Source organism: Lichenifustis flavocetrariae, assembly GCF_026130545.1.
Taxonomy (GTDB): domain Bacteria; phylum Pseudomonadota; class Alphaproteobacteria; order Rhizobiales; family Beijerinckiaceae; genus Lichenihabitans; species Lichenihabitans flavocetrariae.
In genome coordinates this window covers 1-18656 of sequence record NZ_JAMOIM010000009.1, presented here as the reverse complement: position 1 = coordinate 18656, position 18656 = coordinate 1, and the positions used below count along the sequence as shown (strand labels likewise).

General features: G+C 65.3%; 19 protein-coding genes and 1 pseudogene. 11 read left to right on the top strand and 9 right to left on the bottom strand.

Annotation, left to right across the window (positions count from 1 at the left end; translation table 11 throughout):
• The first annotated feature begins 6 nt into the window (after nucleotides 1–6).
• From M8523_RS14590 to M8523_RS14570, 5 genes and pseudogenes are all read left to right on the top strand, one after another.
• Complete coding sequence (locus M8523_RS14590; protein WP_282585615.1) at nucleotides 7–1143, top strand: sialidase family protein; 1137 nt, start codon at nucleotides 7–9, stop codon at nucleotides 1141–1143.
• Nucleotides 1136–2443 (top strand): extracellular solute-binding protein, encoded by a 1308-nt coding sequence (locus M8523_RS14585; RefSeq protein WP_282585614.1) that lies wholly within the window; start codon nucleotides 1136–1138, stop codon nucleotides 2441–2443. The genes M8523_RS14590 and M8523_RS14585 overlap by 8 nt, the downstream gene beginning before the upstream one ends.
• Nucleotides 2444–2504: 61 nt before the next feature.
• Nucleotides 2505–3422 carry a carbohydrate ABC transporter permease gene (locus M8523_RS14580; protein ID WP_282585613.1) on the top strand — a complete coding sequence of 306 codons (918 nt, stop codon included), beginning with the start codon at nucleotides 2505–2507 and terminating at the stop codon, nucleotides 3420–3422.
• A complete protein-coding gene (locus M8523_RS14575; RefSeq protein ID WP_282585612.1) occupies nucleotides 3419–4276 on the top strand; it encodes a carbohydrate ABC transporter permease in 858 nt (285 codons plus the stop codon). The genes M8523_RS14580 and M8523_RS14575 overlap by 4 nt, the downstream gene beginning before the upstream one ends.
• A gap of 581 nt (nucleotides 4277–4857) precedes the next feature.
• Nucleotides 4858–5099 (top strand): annotated as a pseudogene (locus tag M8523_RS14570) (IS66 family transposase); the annotation flags it as partial.
• Nucleotides 5100–5646: 547 nt separating this feature from the next.
• Here M8523_RS14570 and M8523_RS14565 read toward each other — a convergent pair.
• Entirely contained in the window at nucleotides 5647–6270 is a 624-nt protein-coding gene (locus M8523_RS14565; RefSeq protein ID WP_282585611.1) for a TetR/AcrR family transcriptional regulator, read from the bottom strand.
• A 73-nt stretch (nucleotides 6271–6343) separates the two neighbouring features.
• Here M8523_RS14565 and M8523_RS14560 point away from each other — a divergent pair, with 73 nt between their 5' ends.
• From M8523_RS14560 to M8523_RS14545, 4 genes are all read left to right on the top strand, one after another.
• A complete protein-coding gene (locus M8523_RS14560; protein WP_282585610.1) occupies nucleotides 6344–7171 on the top strand; it encodes an inositol monophosphatase family protein in 828 nt (275 codons plus the stop codon).
• Nucleotides 7172–7178: 7 nt separating this feature from the next.
• Nucleotides 7179–8183, top strand: a complete 1005-nt coding sequence (locus M8523_RS14555; protein ID WP_282585609.1) for a polysaccharide deacetylase family protein — start codon at nucleotides 7179–7181, stop codon at nucleotides 8181–8183.
• A gap of 61 nt (nucleotides 8184–8244) precedes the next feature.
• Entirely contained in the window at nucleotides 8245–8958 is a 714-nt protein-coding gene (locus M8523_RS14550; RefSeq protein WP_282585608.1) for an SDR family oxidoreductase, read from the top strand.
• 359 nt (nucleotides 8959–9317) lie between these two features.
• Nucleotides 9318–9563 (top strand): ester cyclase, encoded by a 246-nt coding sequence (locus M8523_RS14545; RefSeq protein ID WP_282585607.1) that lies wholly within the window; start codon nucleotides 9318–9320, stop codon nucleotides 9561–9563.
• Between the two features lie 44 nt (nucleotides 9564–9607).
• Here M8523_RS14545 and M8523_RS14540 read toward each other — a convergent pair whose 3' ends face one another.
• The 4 genes from M8523_RS14540 to M8523_RS14525 form a co-directional block, all read right to left on the bottom strand.
• Nucleotides 9608–10108, bottom strand: coding sequence for a DUF4189 domain-containing protein (locus M8523_RS14540; protein WP_282585606.1), 501 nt, complete (start codon nucleotides 10106–10108; stop codon nucleotides 9608–9610).
• Nucleotides 10109–10235: 127 nt separating this feature from the next.
• Nucleotides 10236–10877: a hypothetical protein gene (locus M8523_RS14535; RefSeq protein WP_282585605.1), complete on the bottom strand. Its 642-nt coding sequence runs from the start codon at nucleotides 10875–10877 to the stop codon at nucleotides 10236–10238.
• 129 nt (nucleotides 10878–11006) lie between these two features.
• Nucleotides 11007–11945, bottom strand: coding sequence for a hypothetical protein (locus tag M8523_RS14530; RefSeq protein WP_282585604.1), 939 nt, complete (start codon nucleotides 11943–11945; stop codon nucleotides 11007–11009).
• Entirely contained in the window at nucleotides 11903–13048 is a 1146-nt protein-coding gene (locus M8523_RS14525) for a VIT domain-containing protein (protein ID WP_282585603.1), read from the bottom strand. The genes M8523_RS14530 and M8523_RS14525 overlap by 43 nt, the downstream gene beginning before the upstream one ends.
• Before the next feature lie 178 nt (nucleotides 13049–13226).
• Here M8523_RS14525 and M8523_RS14520 point away from each other — a divergent pair, with 178 nt between their 5' ends.
• The gene (locus tag M8523_RS14520; protein WP_345894250.1) at nucleotides 13227–14471 is read left to right on the top strand and encodes a S1C family serine protease; all 1245 of its coding nucleotides are present in this window, start codon (nucleotides 13227–13229) and stop codon (nucleotides 14469–14471) included.
• Between the two features lie 325 nt (nucleotides 14472–14796).
• Here M8523_RS14520 and M8523_RS14515 read toward each other — a convergent pair whose 3' ends face one another.
• Both M8523_RS14515 and M8523_RS14510 read right to left on the bottom strand, forming a co-directional pair.
• Nucleotides 14797–15468 carry a tetratricopeptide repeat protein gene (locus tag M8523_RS14515; protein ID WP_282585602.1) on the bottom strand — a complete coding sequence of 224 codons (672 nt, stop codon included), beginning with the start codon at nucleotides 15466–15468 and terminating at the stop codon, nucleotides 14797–14799.
• A 983-nt stretch (nucleotides 15469–16451) separates the two neighbouring features.
• The gene (locus M8523_RS14510; protein WP_282585601.1) at nucleotides 16452–16913 is read right to left on the bottom strand and encodes a hypothetical protein; all 462 of its coding nucleotides are present in this window, start codon (nucleotides 16911–16913) and stop codon (nucleotides 16452–16454) included.
• A gap of 41 nt (nucleotides 16914–16954) precedes the next feature.
• Here M8523_RS14510 and M8523_RS14505 point away from each other — a divergent pair, with 41 nt between their 5' ends.
• Complete coding sequence (locus M8523_RS14505; protein ID WP_282585600.1) at nucleotides 16955–17488, top strand: hypothetical protein; 534 nt, start codon at nucleotides 16955–16957, stop codon at nucleotides 17486–17488.
• A 19-nt stretch (nucleotides 17489–17507) separates the two neighbouring features.
• Here the strand turns inward: M8523_RS14505 and M8523_RS14500 are convergent, their stop codons facing one another.
• Nucleotides 17508–17828, bottom strand: a complete 321-nt coding sequence (locus tag M8523_RS14500; protein WP_282585599.1) for a hypothetical protein — start codon at nucleotides 17826–17828, stop codon at nucleotides 17508–17510.
• Nucleotides 17723–18646, bottom strand: a complete 924-nt coding sequence (locus M8523_RS36755; RefSeq protein ID WP_428350652.1) for an nSTAND1 domain-containing NTPase — start codon at nucleotides 18644–18646, stop codon at nucleotides 17723–17725. The genes M8523_RS14500 and M8523_RS36755 overlap by 106 nt, the downstream gene beginning before the upstream one ends.
• Nucleotides 18647–18656: the final 10 nt, after the last annotated feature.

The following is an 18656-nucleotide window of genomic DNA, read 5'->3' as shown; positions in this document are numbered from 1 at the left end:
GCGGCGATGGTCGGTCCCGAGCGCGTCCTACTCAGAGATCCCCATCGCTACATCGCGCACCCGCATCTGGCGTGCCTCACCGACGGGTCGTGGCTGCTTGTCGCGACCTGTGGTCCGCGCCGGGCCGTCACGCTGCACCCGCCGCTTGATCCCGAGTTCATCACCATCGGGATCTGGTCCGATGACGAGGGCGAAACCTGGTCTGATCCGGCCCCCGTGCCGGGTTACGGCGCGACTGGGACGGAGTGCAGCGGCCTCACGGCATTGCCGGACGGCGGAGTGCTGCTCAATCAATGGCGTTTCCGCTGGTACGCCGAACCTCCGGCTGCAGGCTTTTCTTCCGATCTGGATGATCCCCAACTAACCTCGGCGGCTGAACTCCAGCATCAACTGGAATCCTCTCTCGACCTCGACGGCGCAGCCCCGAGCGGCATCATCACCTGGGCGCGGGGCGGGGGCGCGATGAGCCTGTGGCGAAGCGAGTCAGGCGGAGTGCGCTGGGACCATATCGGCGATCCTATCCTTCTTCCCTTCGACGGGGGCTATGGACTGCGTGGTGCCGTCTTTGCAGCGAACGGCGATCTTTTGCTCCCGCTCACCGACCCGCCGCACTACCGGAGCGTATTCTTGATCCGGTCGCACGACGGGGGCCTCAACTGGGGCGCGCCCGAGACTGTTGCGCAGGCGCCCTGCTGCGAATTCGAAGAGCCCTCAACGGTTCTGCTTCGCGACGGGACTCTTCTGATGTTGTTGCGCGAGAATGTCGGACGGCAACTCCATGCGGTAAAGTCATCCGATCATGGGGTGACCTGGACGACCTTTGGCCCCGCCCGGGTCGCAGGATTTCCGGCCCATCTTCTTCCGCTCACGGACGGCCGTCTTGCCGTCTTGACTGCGGTCCGGGACGAGCCTCGCGCCATTCTGCTGACCGTCTCGGCGGATGAGGGTGAAACCTGGAGCAAGTCTCCGACCGTCGTCGCCGGCGATCTCGACACACACGACCTCGGCTATCCGACGGGCGCGGTGGCGGGCGACGGTTCTATTTTTGCGGCCTACTACCGCCGCGATGCTCTTGGCGTGACCGGGGTCTATGCCCGGCGCGTGCAGGTTCCACCCCGCATGAACGAGGACGACCATGGCTGAGACTGGCATATCGCGTCGCAACTTCCTGGCCGGCACCGCCGGGGCCGCCCTCGCGTCGACCGCCCTGGCGCGCCCGGCGCTCGCCGCGCCGATCGAACTCGTCCACTGGAGCTGGCTGCAGGCCTCCGACGGCGAGGTCTGGGAAAAGGTGATCAAGAGCTTCAACGAGGCGCACAAGTCGCAAGGCGTGCAGATCCGGCTCGAACTGGTGCCGGAAGAGCAATACCGTACCAAGATCCTGGCGTCCGCCGCCTCGGGCAGTGCGCCCGATTTCGGCTGGGGCACAGCCGGCAAGGATGCGGCGCTGGCTAAGGATGGCATCACGGTGCCGCTTGACGATCTCGCCAAGAAGGTCGGTCTCGATCTCACGGACTTCTCGGCCAATTCGATCAAGGCCTCGAAATACCCAAAGATCGGCCCCGAGCTGCAGATGATCCCGATCGATCTGATGAGCCTGCAGCCGCTCATCAACCTGGACCACGTCAAGGCGGCCGGGCTCGACCCGACCAAGTTTCCGACCGACGAGGCGACCCTGATGGAATGGGCCGCCAAATTGACCCAGCGCAGCGGCGACAAAGTCACGCGCTCCGGCATCCTGATGACGGGCACCGGTCTGCAGCCGAGCGTGACCTGGGGTATCGTGTCGGACCAGATGGGCTTTGCCCGCGCCAGCGACGACCTCAAGACCGCCTGTGTGAACCCGGACGCCGGCAAGGCCGCGATGCAATGGGTCGTCGACCTATTCGACAAGCACAAGGTCTCGACCCGCGAGGTCACCGACCGCTACGCCGCCTTTGGTCGCGGCGAAGGCTCGATCTTCTGGACCGGTCCCTGGACACTCAACGGCTACAAGGCCCAGGGCCTCAACTTCACGGCCTTCACGTTCCCACAGATTGGCAAGAACAAGCACACCTATTTCGAAATGGGCGGGATGCAGCTCTACAAGCAGAAGGACACGAGCCGCTATGAGGCCACGATGGCGGCCGTGAAATGGCTGTCCGATAACAGCCTCGTGTGGACCACCGAGGGTCGGGGCGCGAGCCCGCGCAAGTCGATCCTCGACAAGCCCGAATACAAGACAAGCGGCATCGACTGGAGCCTGCGTCGCGCCTTCGTCGAAGGCCTGCCGGACGCCACGGTCGGCGAGGTCCCCGTGCCGGGCGGCCCTGACTTCACAATTTACACCAACACGGGCTTCCTGGCTCGGACGCTCGAAGGCGTCTGGGTCGGACAGAAGACCAAGGACGAGGCGCTCGAAGAGATCCGCACCCAATGGCAGCAGGATCTCGACGACGCGTGATGTTCGAATTTTCCTTCTCCTGCAGCGTGGGAGAAGGGCCATTGCGTTGCGAGGGTATCGCTTGAGCGAACACGTGCTCCCCGTGGAAACACCCTCGCATCGCCTGCGGCTTGCGCGCCCACGCGAGAAGGTCGATTCGATCGCCTACCTGTTCGTTGCCTTCTTCACCGTGCCGTTCGTGCTGTTCAACGTGTTGCCGGTGTTGTTCGGCTTGTACCTGGCCTTCACCAATTGGTCGATCGTCGGCACGCCCACCTTCGTGGGATTTGGCAATTTCGTCCGTGCCTACAAGGACCGCTCCTTGTGGCAGGCCTTCGGCAACACGATTCGCTATGCGATCGTCATCGTGCCTTCGGTCGTGGTTCTGGCCTATGCGGCGGCGCTCTACGTCAATCAACGCTGGCCGCTTGCGGGCCTCGCCCGCACTCTGTTCTTCGCGCCCAACGTCGTCGCCGCAACCGTGGTGGGGCTCGTCTGGGTGGCGGTGCTCGACGCCCGCACCGGGCCTGTCAATGAAGTCGTCGCGCTCTTCGGCGGCGGCGGCATCCCCTGGCTCACCTCGACCCAATGGGCCTGGGTCGGTGTCAGCGCGGCCTCGGTCTGGTGGGATCTGGGCCTCGCCTTCGTGCTGTTTCTCGCCGCGCTTCAGGATGTGTCGTCGGACCTCGTCGACGCCGCCCGGATGGATGGCGCGCGCTGGATGCAGCGCGTCTGGTACGTGCTGCTGCCCGCCACCTGGAACACGATCGCGATGGTGATCATGCTGCAATTGATTTCCACCTTCCGCATCTTCAGCCAGGTCTATCTGATGACCGCCGGCGGGCCGGCGGGCTCGACCATGTCGGTCATCCAGCACGTCTACAATTCCGCGATGGTGCGCAACCTCATGGGCTATGCCTCGGCCGTGTCGATGCTGCTGTTCGTGTGTATTCTCGCGGTCGCCTGGGTGCAGAGCCGACTTCTCGGGCGACGCGCATGACCCCGGCCACAGCCAGATCCCTGCGTCGAGGTGGCACCACGGTCATCTGGGCGGCAGGGCTCATCGTGGCACTGTTCTGGGCGTTCCCGTTCCTCTGGATGGTCAGCACCTCGTTCAAGCCGGCGGCCGAAAGCCTGCTGGGCGGTCTTTCGCTCTTCTCCTCGCATCCGACTCTCGAGCACTACGCGGCCGTGTTCCAGCGCTACCCGATGATCCGCTGGGCGCTGAACAGTTTTCTGGTCGCCGGCACCGCGACCGTGCTGGGTGTGCTGTCGTCCGCGCTTGCCGGCTACGCGCTGGCCCGCATGCGGTTTCCCGGCCGCACGGTGCTGTTCGCGCTGTTCATCGCCTCGCTGATGGTGCCGATCGAAGTTACCGTCATTCCCATGCTGATCGGCTTCATCCGGGTCGGCTGGGCCAGCACCTATCAGGCGCTGATCCTGCCCTCGATCGCCCAGGTGGTCGGCGTCTACATCTTCCGACAGTTCTTCCTGAGCTTTCCTGGCGAACTGGAAGACGCGGCCCGGATGGACGGCGCCTCGCGCTGGCGCACGTTCTGGAGCATCGCCCTGCCGATCGCCCGCGCGCCAACCATCGCCGCGACCGTGATCCTGTTCAATCTGAACTGGAATAACTTCCTCTGGCCGCTTCTCGTCACCTTCGACGAGACGATGAAGACGATGCCGGTCGGCGTCGCGGCCTTCGCGCCCACCATCGGGTCCCACACACAACTCGAAGGCTACGGGAACGGCATGGCGGCCGTGACTCTCCTCAGCCTGCCGAGCCTGTTCCTGTTCTTCTTCCTGCAGCGCTATTTCATGGCGGGTCTTCAGACCGGCGGCATCAAGGGTTGATCGGTCATCCGGGCGGTTTGCTACGAACCCCGCCTTGTTGACAGGACGCAGGACGCGATGATCACGCAACCCCAAGAATGGTGAATGTGCCCGGCGCTTCGCCGAAGACGACGAAGCCGAACTGAGACATCAAAAAAGAAGGCTTCTAAAATCGGTCCGTCGGGGTCAAGCCTATTTTGGTAGCGCTTGCCGCGTTGCATGACGAAAGCGTGGCCACGAGCAGACACCTCACTCAGAATGATTGCAGCCCATCGCATCGTTTGCGATTAGCGTGTCCAGATCATCGTGGGTGCGCGCAAAGCGTCTATAGCCCGTATAGAGGTTGCAGAGCGCGGAAAAGTCTCCTTTGTCGCCGCTTGGCTTTTGAAGGCCGAACGTGTTCCTGATCGCTTTGTCGAGGCAAACGGAAGCGTCCGTTGTTGTAATAATAATTGCTGAGCGTACTGTTCGGCGCTCATCCTCAATTTCTGAAGCGACGCAAGGCGATTTCACTAGAATTGCTGTCCTGCCCGTTCCACTTAGAACGCCCCCCGAAGCCGCTCGGTTGAACTTTGCGATTTCTGGGTCTACGTTGGAGGCTTAAGTTCAGACGAGCGCGCGACCAACTTCTCACCTTTGCTAAATGGCCGGGCCTTGTCGACGCGTCAAACAATGGCTGTGAACGCGCACTCAGACCATCGGTCATCCAGCGCAAGGTCACCAACGGTATCGCGCCATGTGGGCAGCTCAGGGCGAGGCCGATGTCCGTACCGTGGTGGACACCGCGCGCCTCCGGCCCGGCAACAACGCCTTCGAGATCATTCTCCAGACCGTCAGCGCCTGACCCCACTCAAATGGCCCCTGGGTAATTACAGGGAAAATTCTACAGATGCTCAGGCTTGTGTGTGAGAAATGACCATGCTCTTTACAGACAATCACTGGGTTGGCCTACCAAACAAAGCTGTAAATAAACTTGATCGCAGCTACAGAAACAGTGATGGCACGATAACGCAAGTCGGGATACAGGCATCCGCGACATTGGTTGTGCCCCAACGGGAGGATCAGGAACATGCGATCGGCCATCTGCGAAGCCGGTCTCACGCCCTTCAAATCATCACCAACAACAAAAGCGCTGAAGTGTCCGAGCACCCAAAAACGGGCGCGCCGCCGGTGTCCCCCGGCGTCTTCAGATAGACAACACGCATCAAGAGGTCAAAAATCAATCGACGCTATGACGAGGGTACAACGGCTCCTAAGCGCCCGTCTCGGCCGTTGATCTGACCTTTGGGCGTCTTCCAAAGCAGCCCTCCAGGCCGAGCTTTTTCAGGAATCTAAGCACGGCGCACCGGCCCCTTGAAGATCGCCCGCCGGGCACAAGTGCGACATGTCCCTTACCGTCGCGGCGCACCGCTCCTTCCACCAAGGTAACCAAACACAGCCTGGTGGACACGACGTTCGAGGTCGTCGGCGTCCAGGTCTCCGGCACGACCCGCCATATCTGTGAGGCCGCGCGTGATCCCCATGAGATCGGTCGCGATCTGCTGCACGGACCCGGTGAGTTCCGCCCGGGCCAGGACGGAGGTCATTGCGCCAAAGATTGCGCCTGCGCCCGGAGCGGCAGGGTCCCGCGTCGGCAGGCGAGCCTCCTCCACGTCGAGCAGCCGGGCGAGGACGGGTCGGCGGAGCTGATGCCGTACGGCTGCCTGGTTCATACCCCGGATAGCCTCGCGCCACTCCGGGATCTCAGCGGCCGCCTCAATCTCCCTGACGAGGACGGCGGACTCACGCTCGATGAGCGCCAGCGTCACGGCGTCCTTGTTCGGGAAGTATTGGTACAGCGAGCCGATGCTGACGCCGGCCCGATCAGCGATGGCGTTCGTGGTGTAACCCTCGAAGCCGAGCTTCTCCAGAATGTGAGCCGCGCCTTCCAAGATGGCGTCGACCGTCCGCGTGGCCCGTTCCTGGTGGGCCAATTTTCGAGGGGCGAATTTCCGCGTGGATGACGCTCGGTTCATGGGCTGAATGCGAGTTTGAGGCGTGAGCCAAAGCTCATATTTTCGGCCGCATCAGTCAACACGAAGGTGCCTTGTGGCAGCCGACCTCGACCTCGACCGGTGCGCCGAAGCGCTCAGAAGCCTTTCCGACGACCTCGCGCGGACCGGACCCAAGACGGCCCTTGACGCGTCTCCAGCTAATCTGATCCGTCACGCTCGCGAGGTGAGCGCGCAGGCTTCGCGCAGCCTGCGCGCGTCGCTTGCGGAGCTTCATCCGGAGATCGGGTGGACCAGCGAGGAAGCCCGTCCGGATGGCCATGATTACTGGCTCTTCGATCCGATCGATGGCGCCTATCATTTTCTCCAGGGGCTACCCCTCTGGTCAAGCTCCCTTGCCCTCGTTCGGCACGGGCGTGCCGTGGCGTCGATCGTCTACGATCCCAAGGGGGATGAGCTATTCGCAGCGATCGAGAACAGCGGCACCACATGTAACGGGGTGCCGATCGCAGTCTCGCTCAAGACGGATGTTTCGGCAGCCGTCGTCGGCACGGCCATCCCTCCACTGGCCCAAGTCGGCGAGGCCGAACATGCCGAGGCCCTGGCGCTTCTCGGTGCAGCCACGCGCGCCGTCTTCGTGGTGCGTCCCATGGCCGCCGTCTCGTTGCAACTCGCCTACGTCGCCGCTGGGCGGCTCGACACCTATTGGGAGAACGGGCGCGACGCCGGGGACTGGCTGGCCGGCTCGCTCCTCGTCCGCGAGGCAGGCGGCACCGTCACACACCTGGACGGCGCGACGTTCGGCTGGAGCGGCGAAGGTATCATCGCCGGCAATGGCGGCATGTACGCCGCCCTTCAGCAAGTGCTGCACGGCGCCGCGGTTGACCACCGCACTGGCTCGACGTCGCATCCGGGAAGGAGCTGAAGGCCGCATGACCCACCTTGCCGCTCCCATCACGCGCCGGACGCTGCTCGGCACCGGCCTCGCCGCCGCCGCAGCGGCATCTGCCCCTTTCTCCCTCCACTCTCAGGAGAGCACCATGACGACCCAGGATTCCGCTTGGCCCAACGAAGCTCGTTTGGCCGTGAGCTTTTCCCTCATGTTCGAGGCTGGCGGCCAGCCGATCTCTGGTGCCGGCGGGGTCATCCCCGACCCGATCAGAGACGACCTGCCGGATCTGCCGACCAACGCCTTCTTCCAGTACGGCGTCTACGAAGGCGTGCCCCGCATCCTCGATCTGATGGACAAGCATGGCGTGAAGCTCTCGTCCTTCATGATCGGCCGGGCCGTCGAGAAGGCGGACGATCTCGCCAACGAGATCGTCCGCCGCGGCCACGAAGCGGCCGCTCATGGCCGCACCTGGGAGAACAGCTACTTCCTGGATGGCGACGCCGAGCGGCGCTTCATTGCCGACAGCGTCGAGAGCATCGCCAAGGCGACCGGCCAGACGCCTAAGGGCTGGAACGCCTATTGGATGCGCAACTCGGTGCGAACGCTCGACATCCTGCAAAGCCTCGGCTTCACCTACCATATCGACGAGCCAAGCCGGGACGAGCCCTTCATCGTGCCGCTCAAGGGCGGCGACTTCGTCACGGTGCCCTACACGTTCCACATCAACGACATCGTCTCGTTCCCCTTCGTCGGCTGGAACGCCGCTGCGTACGAACAGGCGCTGCGGGACGAGTTCGACCAGCTTTATGAGGAAGGCGCTACCCGCCGCCGTATGATGGTGGTCAGCCTGCACGACCGCATCTCCGGCCATGCCAACCGAGTCCGCGTGCTGGACCGCTTCCTGGCTTACGCCAAGAGCAAGCCAGGCGTGTGGTTCGCCCGCAAGGATGAGATCGCCGCCTGGGCGCTCCAGCATCGGGGCCGGACGCCAGGGCTCGATCGCGGCCCGGCCGGCCAGAGCGAGCTTCCCGGCTCAGCCGCCTGATCCCATCTCTAACGAGGCGGCGTCGCCAGATGGGCTGGCGCCTCCGCCAAGGATCAGCAGCATGTCCCTTCTCTCGAACAAGCAATTCCTCGTCGTGGGCGGCAGCTCCGGCATCGGCCTCGCGACCGCGCAGTTCGCAGCGGCGCAGGGCGCCCGCGTGACCGTTGCCTCCCGCTCGCGCGACAAGCTCGACGCGGCCGTCCAGGCCATCGGACACGACGCCACCGCGGCCGAGCTGGACACTGGTGACGATGCGGCGGTCGTGCGCTTCTTCGCCGACCGGGAGCCCTTCGATCACATCGTGATCTCGGCCGCGCAGACTGCCTCGGGTCCGGTGCGCGGCCTGTCGCTGGACGATGCGCGACGCGCCATGGAGTCCAAGTTCTGGGGCGCCTATCGGGTCGCCCGCGCCGCCAGGATCGTCGAGGGCGGTTCGCTCACCTTCGTCTCCGGCTTCCTCAGTGTGCGTCCCTCGGCCGGCGCGGTGCTGCAGGGCGCCATCAACGCGGCGCTCGAAGCCCTGGCGCGCGGCCTCGCCCTCGAACTCGCGCCAGTGAGGGTCAATGCGGTCTCCCCCGGAATGATCGAGACGCCGCTCTGGTCGGGCATGCCGGAGGAGAAGCGCGCCGCCATGTTCGCGGGCGCGGCCGAACGCCTGCCCGCGCGACGCGTCGGCCAGCCGGAGGACATCGCCCAGGCGGTCCTATTCCTGGTCACCACGCCCTTCGCGACGGGCTCGACCGTGCGCGTCGACGGTGGCGGCGCCATCGCGTGAGTGCCGCCATGCCGGACCATGTCACCTTCCGTCCGCGGGACCTCGAAGCCGCCCAGGGTTCTGTCTCAGAGCCGACCACGGAGAGCGTCTCGTGACCGTCAAAGTCCTTGGCTTCGCGCTTTTCCTGGCGAGCGTCGCGCCTGCGGCAGCGGCTGACGTGACCATCGAGGACACGGTCGTGGCGCCCGGCATTCCGGTAATGTAGCGCGAGGCCGACCTCGTCGCCGCGCGTGCCTTCTACGGGTTCTGGAACACGGGCGACCAAGCCTTCCTGAATCGCGCCGTGGCGCCGAGCTTCACGGACCACACGTTGCCGGCCGAGCGGCCCTGCCTTCGCGTCCAAGACCTTCCGCGCGGCCGTGCCGGATCTCGGCGTGACGGTCGAGAAGCTGGTGGTCGCCGGCGACATGATGACCGTCCACATGGCCTTCACTGGCCACTTCACGGGCACCTTCGGCAAGCTGAAGGGCACCGGTCAGCCGATCCGTTTCATCGCGAAGGACCTGCTCAAGCTGGCGGACGGCAAGGTCACCAACAATTGGCACATCGAGGACAACCTGACGCTGCTCCAGCAGATGGGCGGCGTCGCCAAGCTCGACATGTGACCGCTCCCGCCCCGTCGCCTAGAGCCACCTCGCCCTTGAAATACTCAATCGGTGCAGACGACCTTGCGGACCTTGCAATCGTTCTTGTCGCAGGCGGCCAGCGCCGCCTTCTTCGCCTTGTCCGCACTCTCGCCCCACGCAGTGCCGGAGCTGCCGTCGTCGGCGAAAGCAATGGCCGCGCAAGCGTTGACGGCCCAGATCACGGATGAGCAAGCGCCCATCGCATTGGCCTCGAGGTCGCAGCTCGATGCGGCGGCCCGCTCCGCCGCCCGCCGATCGGAATAGTTCCACGCATAGCCGATCGCCTTGCCGCGGGTCTGTCTGGCGATGGCCGCGTAGCGGGGGCCGGCGGCGACGCCCGCATCATGCGAGCAGTCCATGATGAAGTTGCCATAGGCATCGGTCATGATCGCCTCGCACGCGAGCGCCGGCGAGGTTGTTGTGATCAACCCGCCGAGCAGCGCCAGAGCGCCGAGGCCACCAAGGCCAGCGAGGCCGGTAACGAGGCGGCGCGCCTTCAGGGCTTGAGAAAAATGCTTGCTCATGTCCGTCACCTCTAGCAGGCCGCCCCAATGGCGGCCTGCTAGAGGTGACGAAGGGCCAGAGACTTTTTGCGTGATCGAGCCGGAAGAATCATGAGCACGGCGCGGGGCGCCGCGCGCACGATGCCTCTCAATCGTAGCAATCGGCCCGGAAGAAATAGCCGATGAGATGCCGGCCCTTTGGCAGCGGAAGATCGAGTCCGGGCACGGTTCGGTTCTGCCAAATAGCTGGACGGTCGCCCGGCGCGCGACCGATGTCGTCGCTGTCGTCGTAGACGAGCAGGACGAAGTGGTTGGGATCGATCCCGGCGAAACCGGACGACACGTCCTCGGCCTTGAGCACGGCATAGCGCGGGGCCGTTGCCGGTGCGGTGGTGGCGACGGTTTCGAGCTGGGATTTGTTGGCGATCGTGTACCATAGCCAGGGATCGAGCACGGACGACCGCGCGATGATGACGTAGCAGACCGGAAGCGCCGCAAGGGCCAGGAGGCTGCTCGCCGCCCGACGGAAATATCGTCGCCACAAGGCGATGCTCATCCCGATCAGAAGCGTGAGGACGAAACCGGCGAGCGGCAGGATGAGCACGAGGCGCGAGAGGTCGACCACCACACGCAGGGCCTGCGGAACGCCCGCACCCAGAGGCCAGAAATCGAGGATCCAGCGGGCCGCCGCAAACCACGCGCCGCAGGCGGCGCCGATCCAGATCCGGCGCATTCGCCAGCCGTCGGCCGGTCGTGGCCGAGCCACAGGCTCCAAGGTCGTATCAGTCATAGAAGGCATCCATCCCGGGAGTGAGACAAGTCCGGCGCCGCGGGTCCAGACCTCCGCGACACGGAATCGAGGGAAGCTTTTGGACCCCCGCGCCGGACGGCGCGGGAGCGTTGTGCAGGGCTCGTACCCCTAGATCGGCAAGGTCGCGAGGGTCCTGGCGACCACATCGTCGTTCAGGGGCGCGAAGATGCGGCGAGCGACGCGCTCGGCCGTTCGGCTGCCCGTGGCATCGCGCCGGGCCAGAATGCCCAGGACCAACACCACCGGCGAGAGGCCCAGGATCCGGGCGACCCGCTTGAGAGTGGCCCGCGCCGCCAAGCGCTGGACCTGGTCCGCCATGTCGGGCGGCAAACCGCTGAGATCCCCGTCAACCAGCTGGGGCCCGGCGGCATCCCAAAGGTCGGCGGGAACCTGTGGCCACGGACTGCTGGGACGTCTGCTGATCGGCGATCGCTCCAGCCATTGCGACGCGGCATGCGAGACCCGGTGAACCATCCGGCTCAACCCTGTCGGGATCGGCGGCTCCCTCCGCATCATCATCATGCTGTCGCCGTCGTAGCTGTGGCCAAGGGCGACGCCGGTCAATCTCGGTGACGAGGCCGCAGGTGCCGGCACGTCGATTTTGCGCGTGACAGGCAGACCGCTCTGTCGCGCCCCGTCACGATCGACCAGGACAAGGCTTGTCAGTGGGCCGACCAGCCCCTCCGCCACGCTCAGGGCCGTGGCCTGTGCTTCCGGCAACCGGGGCAAGGCGAGGGTGGTGGCCAGCGCCGCCACTGCCTCCAGAGCTGGCAAGTCTGTTTCGACTGGCAGCCGCCATTCGGCCGTGATTCGCAGCCCATCCCGAACGGCAATCAACCGATCGAGCGGACCCTCGATCATCTCGGCCTCTTCGTGCTTTGTGCGCAAGGCCGCGATGGCGCTGGCCACCGCGCCGGCGACGTCGCTGCCGCGCGCCACGACGAGGGAGCCCCCGGTCAATGCGGCGAGATGACCGATCCCGGCTTCGAGGCTGCCTTCCCCGATCAGCACCACCGAGAAGCGGCGCCCGGTCCGTGCCAGGGCCATGGCATCGGGGGCGTAGCTCCTGCCGTCGGTGCGATGAGGACGTCCATCGCGGGTGACCGGTCGATCGCCTCCTGCAGCGCTCCGCTGATTTCCGTGCCGCCTTCCGGCCCTCCCAGGTGCCAGAGCAACTCCTCGAATCCGCCCGCCGTCGTGGCCTTGCCGAGAGCCTGGCAGGCTTGGTTGAACTCGAAGAGATCGATCCGGTCTGCCGATCGCAGGAGGCCGGACACCGATCGAAGCCCGGCCACCACCGAACCGTGCTTCGTGGTGGCGGCGTCGGCGGAGCAGCGCTCGGCCATCGAGCCCGACCGATCGACGAGGATCGCCGCCGCGATCGCGTGGTCGCTTTCGGGTTCTGCCACGATCGACAACGCGATCGATCGGCCGTCAGCCGCGCGGCCGGCGCTGTTCGACCGGCTTGGGGCCTCCATGGACAGATCGATGGGTCGATTGAGCGGCACCTCGATCTCCCCGGCCTGAAGCGCCGTCTCCCCGAGCCAGACGGTCTTGTCCCCTGCCGAGATACTCAGAGGCGCCATCCCGTTCGGTCCTCCATTGCTGAGGCGGTCCGACGCCCTGAGCGGCGAGCGTCCGTAGACATCGCCAACCGTCAGCGGGATGCGCAACATCACACGCCTCGGCCCATTCGGAACGAGCAAAGCGGCCCACCGGGCGCGGATGACGACCTCCGCCCCCGGCGCGAGATGCGCGAGGGAGAGCTGATGAATGCCCCGAAGGACTTCCTCGTGAAGCACGGCGAGCCGGCCTTCGTCGATGGCATCCTCGTAGGTCTGGCGCGCTGCCTCGCGGGGCTGGCAGATCCCATTCAGCGTGCGCCCGTCGACGGTCGCATCGAGATGGTAAAGGACAGCGCGGACGGGCATCGGCATTGTCAGCGTCGCCTCAATGCTCTCGGATTCCCCGTTGCGAAACGTCCGCCACGTCTCAACCGCCGCGACATGGCCTTGCAGGTTGACGTGAAAGCGCGTGGCCGTGAGCGGGATCGGCAGGCCGCTGCCCTTGCGGACGACGCCATCCCGAAAGCGCGAAAGCGAATCGTCATCCGGTCGATTGTGCATACTGATCGTGATCTCCTGGGTCACGACACAATTTCCCCGTCCGGGCGCGTGGTGGCGCCAGACCGTCGAAACCTGTCGTAGATCAGGACGGAGGGGTGCTGGCTTTTAGGGCTCCACGGAAAATCTCCACGAGGCTCCGCCGAAATCCGATCAAGCATCCGTCTCCCCAAATAGCCGCCATCATGCGAGCGGCAGGGAGATCATGATGTTTGGACGCACCTGCAGACTTCCGATCAGCGCCCTCGCGCTGTCAGCCGCCGTGGCAACCCATGCGCAGGCAGCGCCCGAGCTGCCGATCGCCGACATGGTCAAAGCCGCAAAGCTCAGTATCGGCAAGATCGTCGTGAAGATTCCGTACAAGCGGAAGGACGGCAATCTCGGAACCCATGTGGGCACGGGGACCGGTTTCGTCGTCGACGGGAACGGGGACTTGGTCACCAACTGCCACGTCGTGTCGTCGGACGACGACAAGCCGGTGGGCAAGATCGAGGTGGCCGTGCAGTTCCCGGACGATCCGGCCTTGCGGCTGAACGCGACCGTGGTGGGCTGCGACGCCCCGGGCGACATCGCCGTCATCCACGTCGACGGACTCGGAGCCGAATGCAAGCCGCTGCGCTTTGCCGACGCGCGCACCATCGAGGTGGGACAGGAAGCCATCGCCATCGGCTTCGCCGATGCCATCGACGGCGAGGCCACGGTGTCCCGCGGCATCGTCAGCGCGCTGCATCGCTCCTATCTCGATGGCACGGTCAGCGATCTCGTGCAGACCGATGCGGCGGTCAATCACGGCGATTCCGGCGGCCCCCTCCTGAATCGGCTGGGCGAGGTGGTCGGCGTGAACAGCTACATTTCGGTCGCCAGCGTGAAGGTCGGCGATATTGTCAGCGCGACGGCGAAGAAGGCCAATGTCGATGATGACATTCCGGTGCACGCTTCCCGGACGGGCATTTCCTATGCACGCAGCGCGGAGACGGCGGCCCGCTACGCCCGCGCGATCCTCGCGAATGGCGCGGTCTCCCGTCCTGACCTTGGCGTGGTGGTCAAATCCCCGGACTTCAGCAGCCTCACGCTGCCGAGGTCGGCGCTCTTCGTGAAGAGCGTGGACGCCAACGGCGCGGCGGCGTCCATCGGCCTGCATGCCGGCGATTTCGTCTACTCCGTCGCATGGTCCAACGGCTTCGTCTACCCTGTCTGGGATCAGGGCAGCCTCAGCGATGCCCTGGCGCGGATTGAGCCCGGCGACAAGGTCAAGATCCACTTCTATCGGATGACGGAGGCCGGAATCGACGCCGCCGCGGACATGGCGACCGTCCCGGATGCGGAGGTGCAATGGTTCTACGTCGATTGGAGCCCGCTGGTGACCCGGCCGAAGCGGGACGAGGCGCCTGCCCGCCAAAAGAGCACGAACGAACGCATCGCGGAGCTGTTGAAGGCTTGGCAGCGCTGACATCGTGAAGGCGGCGGGCCTACACCGGGCTCAGCGAGAGCACCACCCCTCGTCCCACCTTCCCCTTGCAGGGGAAGGTGGACCGGCGCCAACCGGGACGGATAGGGTTCTCCCCGGAGCCGAGAGCCCCATCCGTCCCCTCCGCTGGCCGCTCCAACACGCTTCGCGTGCCGAAGCCTCTCGCCGGCTTCGCCCTTCGGGCGCCACCTTCCCCGAAGCGGGGAAGAAGAACACATATCTCATCGGCCCGCCGGTACCCTCTCGCCGCAAGCGCGACGAAGGACGCCGTTCGGCTGGCGCGCCTGCACCAATCCGAGCTGCATTCCTAATGAAGGGCGCCCAATCGGTCTCGCGCACGCGCCGCCGCTTCACTTTTCGTGGCTTCGTCGAGCACTCGATCGAGGTCATCGAGCGCATCCCGGAACGTGGGATGCGGATCGCGGCGCGCGAAGAGAAGCAGCGACCGGGCTTCGACAAGGTCCATGGCGACGCCACGACCGTGAATATGGAGGAGAGCGAGGTGGTAGGCCGCGCGCGCGTCGCCGCTCTCCACCGCTTGCGCGAAACAACGCGCCGCTTCGGCATCGTCCCGCGGCACGCCATCGCCGCGCACATGGAGATTGCCAAGGTTGACGAGCGCACGCATCTCGCCCGCCTCGGCGGCCCGCTTGTAGGCTTCGATCGCACGGACGATATCGCGGGGCACCGAAGCGCCTTCGCTCAACATCGCCGCGAGATTGAAGCTCGCGCGTGCATGGCCGGCGTCGGCGGCGGCCTCGTACCATTCGAGAGCCTCGACGGGATCGCGCTCGATACCGGTCCCGAACTGCAGGGCCAATCCGATACCGAACGCGCCCTCGCGATCCCCCTCTTCAGCGGCCTTGAGATAGAGGCGAGCCGCCTCAGCGGGATCCTTCTCGACCCCAAGCCCTTCGTCGAAGGCGATCCCCAACCATCGCAGCGCGACCGGATCGTCCTGCTCGGCGGCCTTGCCCATCCACAGGTGGGCCGTCTGATAGTCGGGGGGGTCGCCCGCGCGGCCTGTAGGCCTAGGCGCCGCTGCGCGCGCGGTTCCTCTCGTTCGACCGCGCGAGCAAACCAATCCTCGCCCTTGGATTTGTCGTTCTCAGACCGACCCGGCCGCGTGAGCAGCCGCGCCAGAGAATACTGCGCAGGGCCATAGTCGTAGCGGGCAGCTTCGCGAAACAGCGCTTCGGCTTCAGCCACCGGGTCGTCGCTTTTCACGCGCCCGCGCAGGCAGGCATTGCCGCGGCGGATGAGGAAGACGCCGAGGTGCACCGCCGCCGGCGCATGCCCCTGTTCGGCGCCTTTCCTGAACCAAGCGAGCCCTTCCGCTTCTCCTTCCGGTGTCGAGGTCTTGATCGCCGCCATGCCCATGGCGATCTGCGCGGAGGGATCTCCCGCTAGGGCCCGGGCCTTCGGGTCCCGGTCATCATTCTCGGACATGACGGCATTTCCATCGAAACAGTTTTACGGAACACTACGGAGCCATGCCAAAGGAAGCCACATGCTGGACCCAACGCCTGCCTCGATGCCGCCATTCGTCCTCTGCGGCGTCGATCACGCTCGCGGCAGCGACTTCCCCAGCTTCGGTCCAGCGGTGAGCCCATCGTGGACCCCCGATCTCACGGCGCCGGGAGGATTCCGGGGGCTTCGCAACGGCCTGGGCGATCCTCGGGTGGCCTAACTCGAAAGCGCGCGATGGGCTGTCGTTCGCGTGGAAGAGGATGTCGTCGATAAGATGGTTGTGGCAACCAAGGTCCGATGTGGGGACGTCTTTTCCCTGGGCGTGCGGCGAGACCAACTGCCTCCTGGTCGGGGCTTGGTTCGACGCGGAGGGACGCCGTCGCTTCGCCTGGGGCGTGGTCGGACCCGGAGGCCTCGAAGCAGGGATCGAGTACCGTGCGGAGGATGGACGGTTGGTGCCAAAGACGGAGCCGGCCGAACCGCTCCTCGACATCACCCCTCCTGATCCCGATACCGTGTTTCACTGGCCTCCGGAACGAGCGGCACGTAAGGGGCCGGCTCCGAGAGCGCGGCGTTCCAGCAGGCATATTTGTTGCCGTCGAGAAATTCATCCATCGCGCGAACCGCCTGCGCCGTCGTGATCGAGCTCAGCAGGACGTCGCGATAAATCCTGGGATCGGGATGAAACAGGCGCTGCGTGCCCGCCACGGCGCCGTAGACGCGCCGACTGAGCCGGACCTCCATCCAGCTGGCGATGCAGACCGCTGTTCCCTGGGAATATGATCCCATGTTGAAGGCCACCTTCGGGCCCTCGTCGCGATTGTGAGGGGCATGGAGGATGTGGCCTGCCACCAGCTCATGCCTGATCCAGATCAGCGCCTGGAGCTCGTCGGGCTGGAGATTCAGCAGGGCCGCAGATCGCTCGATATCGTCGTTCAAGAATCGTGGCGTCATCGTGTATCGTTTCGCGAGAAGAGCTTAGTCGACGCGCTCTTGTGGCCGGATGCTTTCAAGGCAAGGACATTTGCATGCGTATGTTTTTCTCTCGAGCGACTGTCACGATCCGCCGAAAAGCGTTGCTGGTTTCCGGGATAGTCGGATTGCTCACTGGTCTTGTTGCCATCGACTCCTCCAGCCACGCGCAGACGACGCCCGTGCCGATGAACGGACCCTTCGGACCCGGAAAGATCGATGCCAGCCTGGCACCGAATTTCGTCAACCAGCACGTCTCAGCCTGTGGGCGCGTCACCAGTGCCAAGGGCAACATCATGCTGGTCGGCTCGAACCTGTGGGTTTTCACCCCCCATGGGGTCGACCCCACTCAATATTACAACCGCGTGATCTGTGTCAGCGGCAGCGTCACCCTTCGCGACGCCGGCAGCGGCGGCATCCGCGTGCCTTCGATCGACGTAACATCCACCGACCAGATCGACACTGACCCCAACACCGTCATGCCGCAAAACCGCTGTCGGCCCTGTGAAAAGCAACAACCAGATGGGACGTGCCGGCGATTTCGGGCCTGTATGTAATGCGATAGCCTTCGTCGGTTCAGTCGAAATCCTCCCGTCGGCGGAAGGTGCCGCTTGCCCTCGGGTCTCTGAGAAGGGCCAGGGCCTCGCCGACGTCGGGGGCGTCGGTATCGGCGATCCATTTCATCTCGCCTTTGTGCGCCGGCGGCAGGGTCAGATAGGCGAGCGTCCCGTCCGAGCCCTGAAGCTCCAGCACGTCGAAGCTTGCTTCTCCGCCCTCGAAGCGGATGCGGATCAGGAACTGGTTCGGCAGGCCGGCCGAGCCGATGTGGATCGTCGCGCCCGCGAAGCTCCGCTCGTCGATCTCCCGATCGCTGGCCGCCGCCGCCCGAGCGGGCATCGCCAGGTGCGGCACTGCTCGCAGCATGGAGGGCGGCGGCGGCCGCGGCGGGCAGCCGATCCACCCTGATGAGGCGATTGTAGCCCGCGCGCAGGGTTGGATTGGTGAAAAGCGCCCGTTGCTGCGCCATGGTCAGGGGCTTTCTCGCTTCGAGAGTGGCGCGCAGACCGGCCAAGTTCACCGCCCCGGCAACGGATCCTTGGACCGCCTCCTCGGCATTGGACCCCAGCGCCGCGATGTCGCCGCGCCTTGGCGAGCGTCGCGATGGCGCGGCCGTTGGGGCTGCTGTCATGAACTTCGAACGTAGTAGTTCGGCCCACGGCCGCGCCGCTCTCCCGATCGAACCGCGCCAGCGCGACGATGATGTCCTCGACGGCACGGGTCATCTCGGTCTCTTGGCCGAAGGCCTCGACGGTCTGCTCCTCCGCATAGCGCCCGATCGCGCCTTCGAGGCTCCCGAACCGCGCGTAGTCTTCGACAGTCAGGGCGCCGCTTTTCCGCTCACGCTGCTCGTAGAGGCGGGAGAGAGCGAATTGGAGGAGGGGCAGGCTGTCCGCCAAATGTGCCGCATCGTCGACAAGTATGTCCTCGAGCGAGACGCCGGCGCTGTTGTGCCCCTTGAAGGTCAGCCCGGCTTCTGCGGCCGGGCGCGCGACCATGTCGCGAAGCGCGAAGCGGCTCGGGCTCTTGACCCGGAAGAGCCGTTCGTCGGACGCAAGGCGCATCAAGGGCGGGCTGCTCTCGAGGAGCGGCAGCAGGTCCGACCGAAGCGTCGCGATGATCCAGACGGCGCCCGACCGCGCCAGGCGCTCGATCATTCCGGCGAAC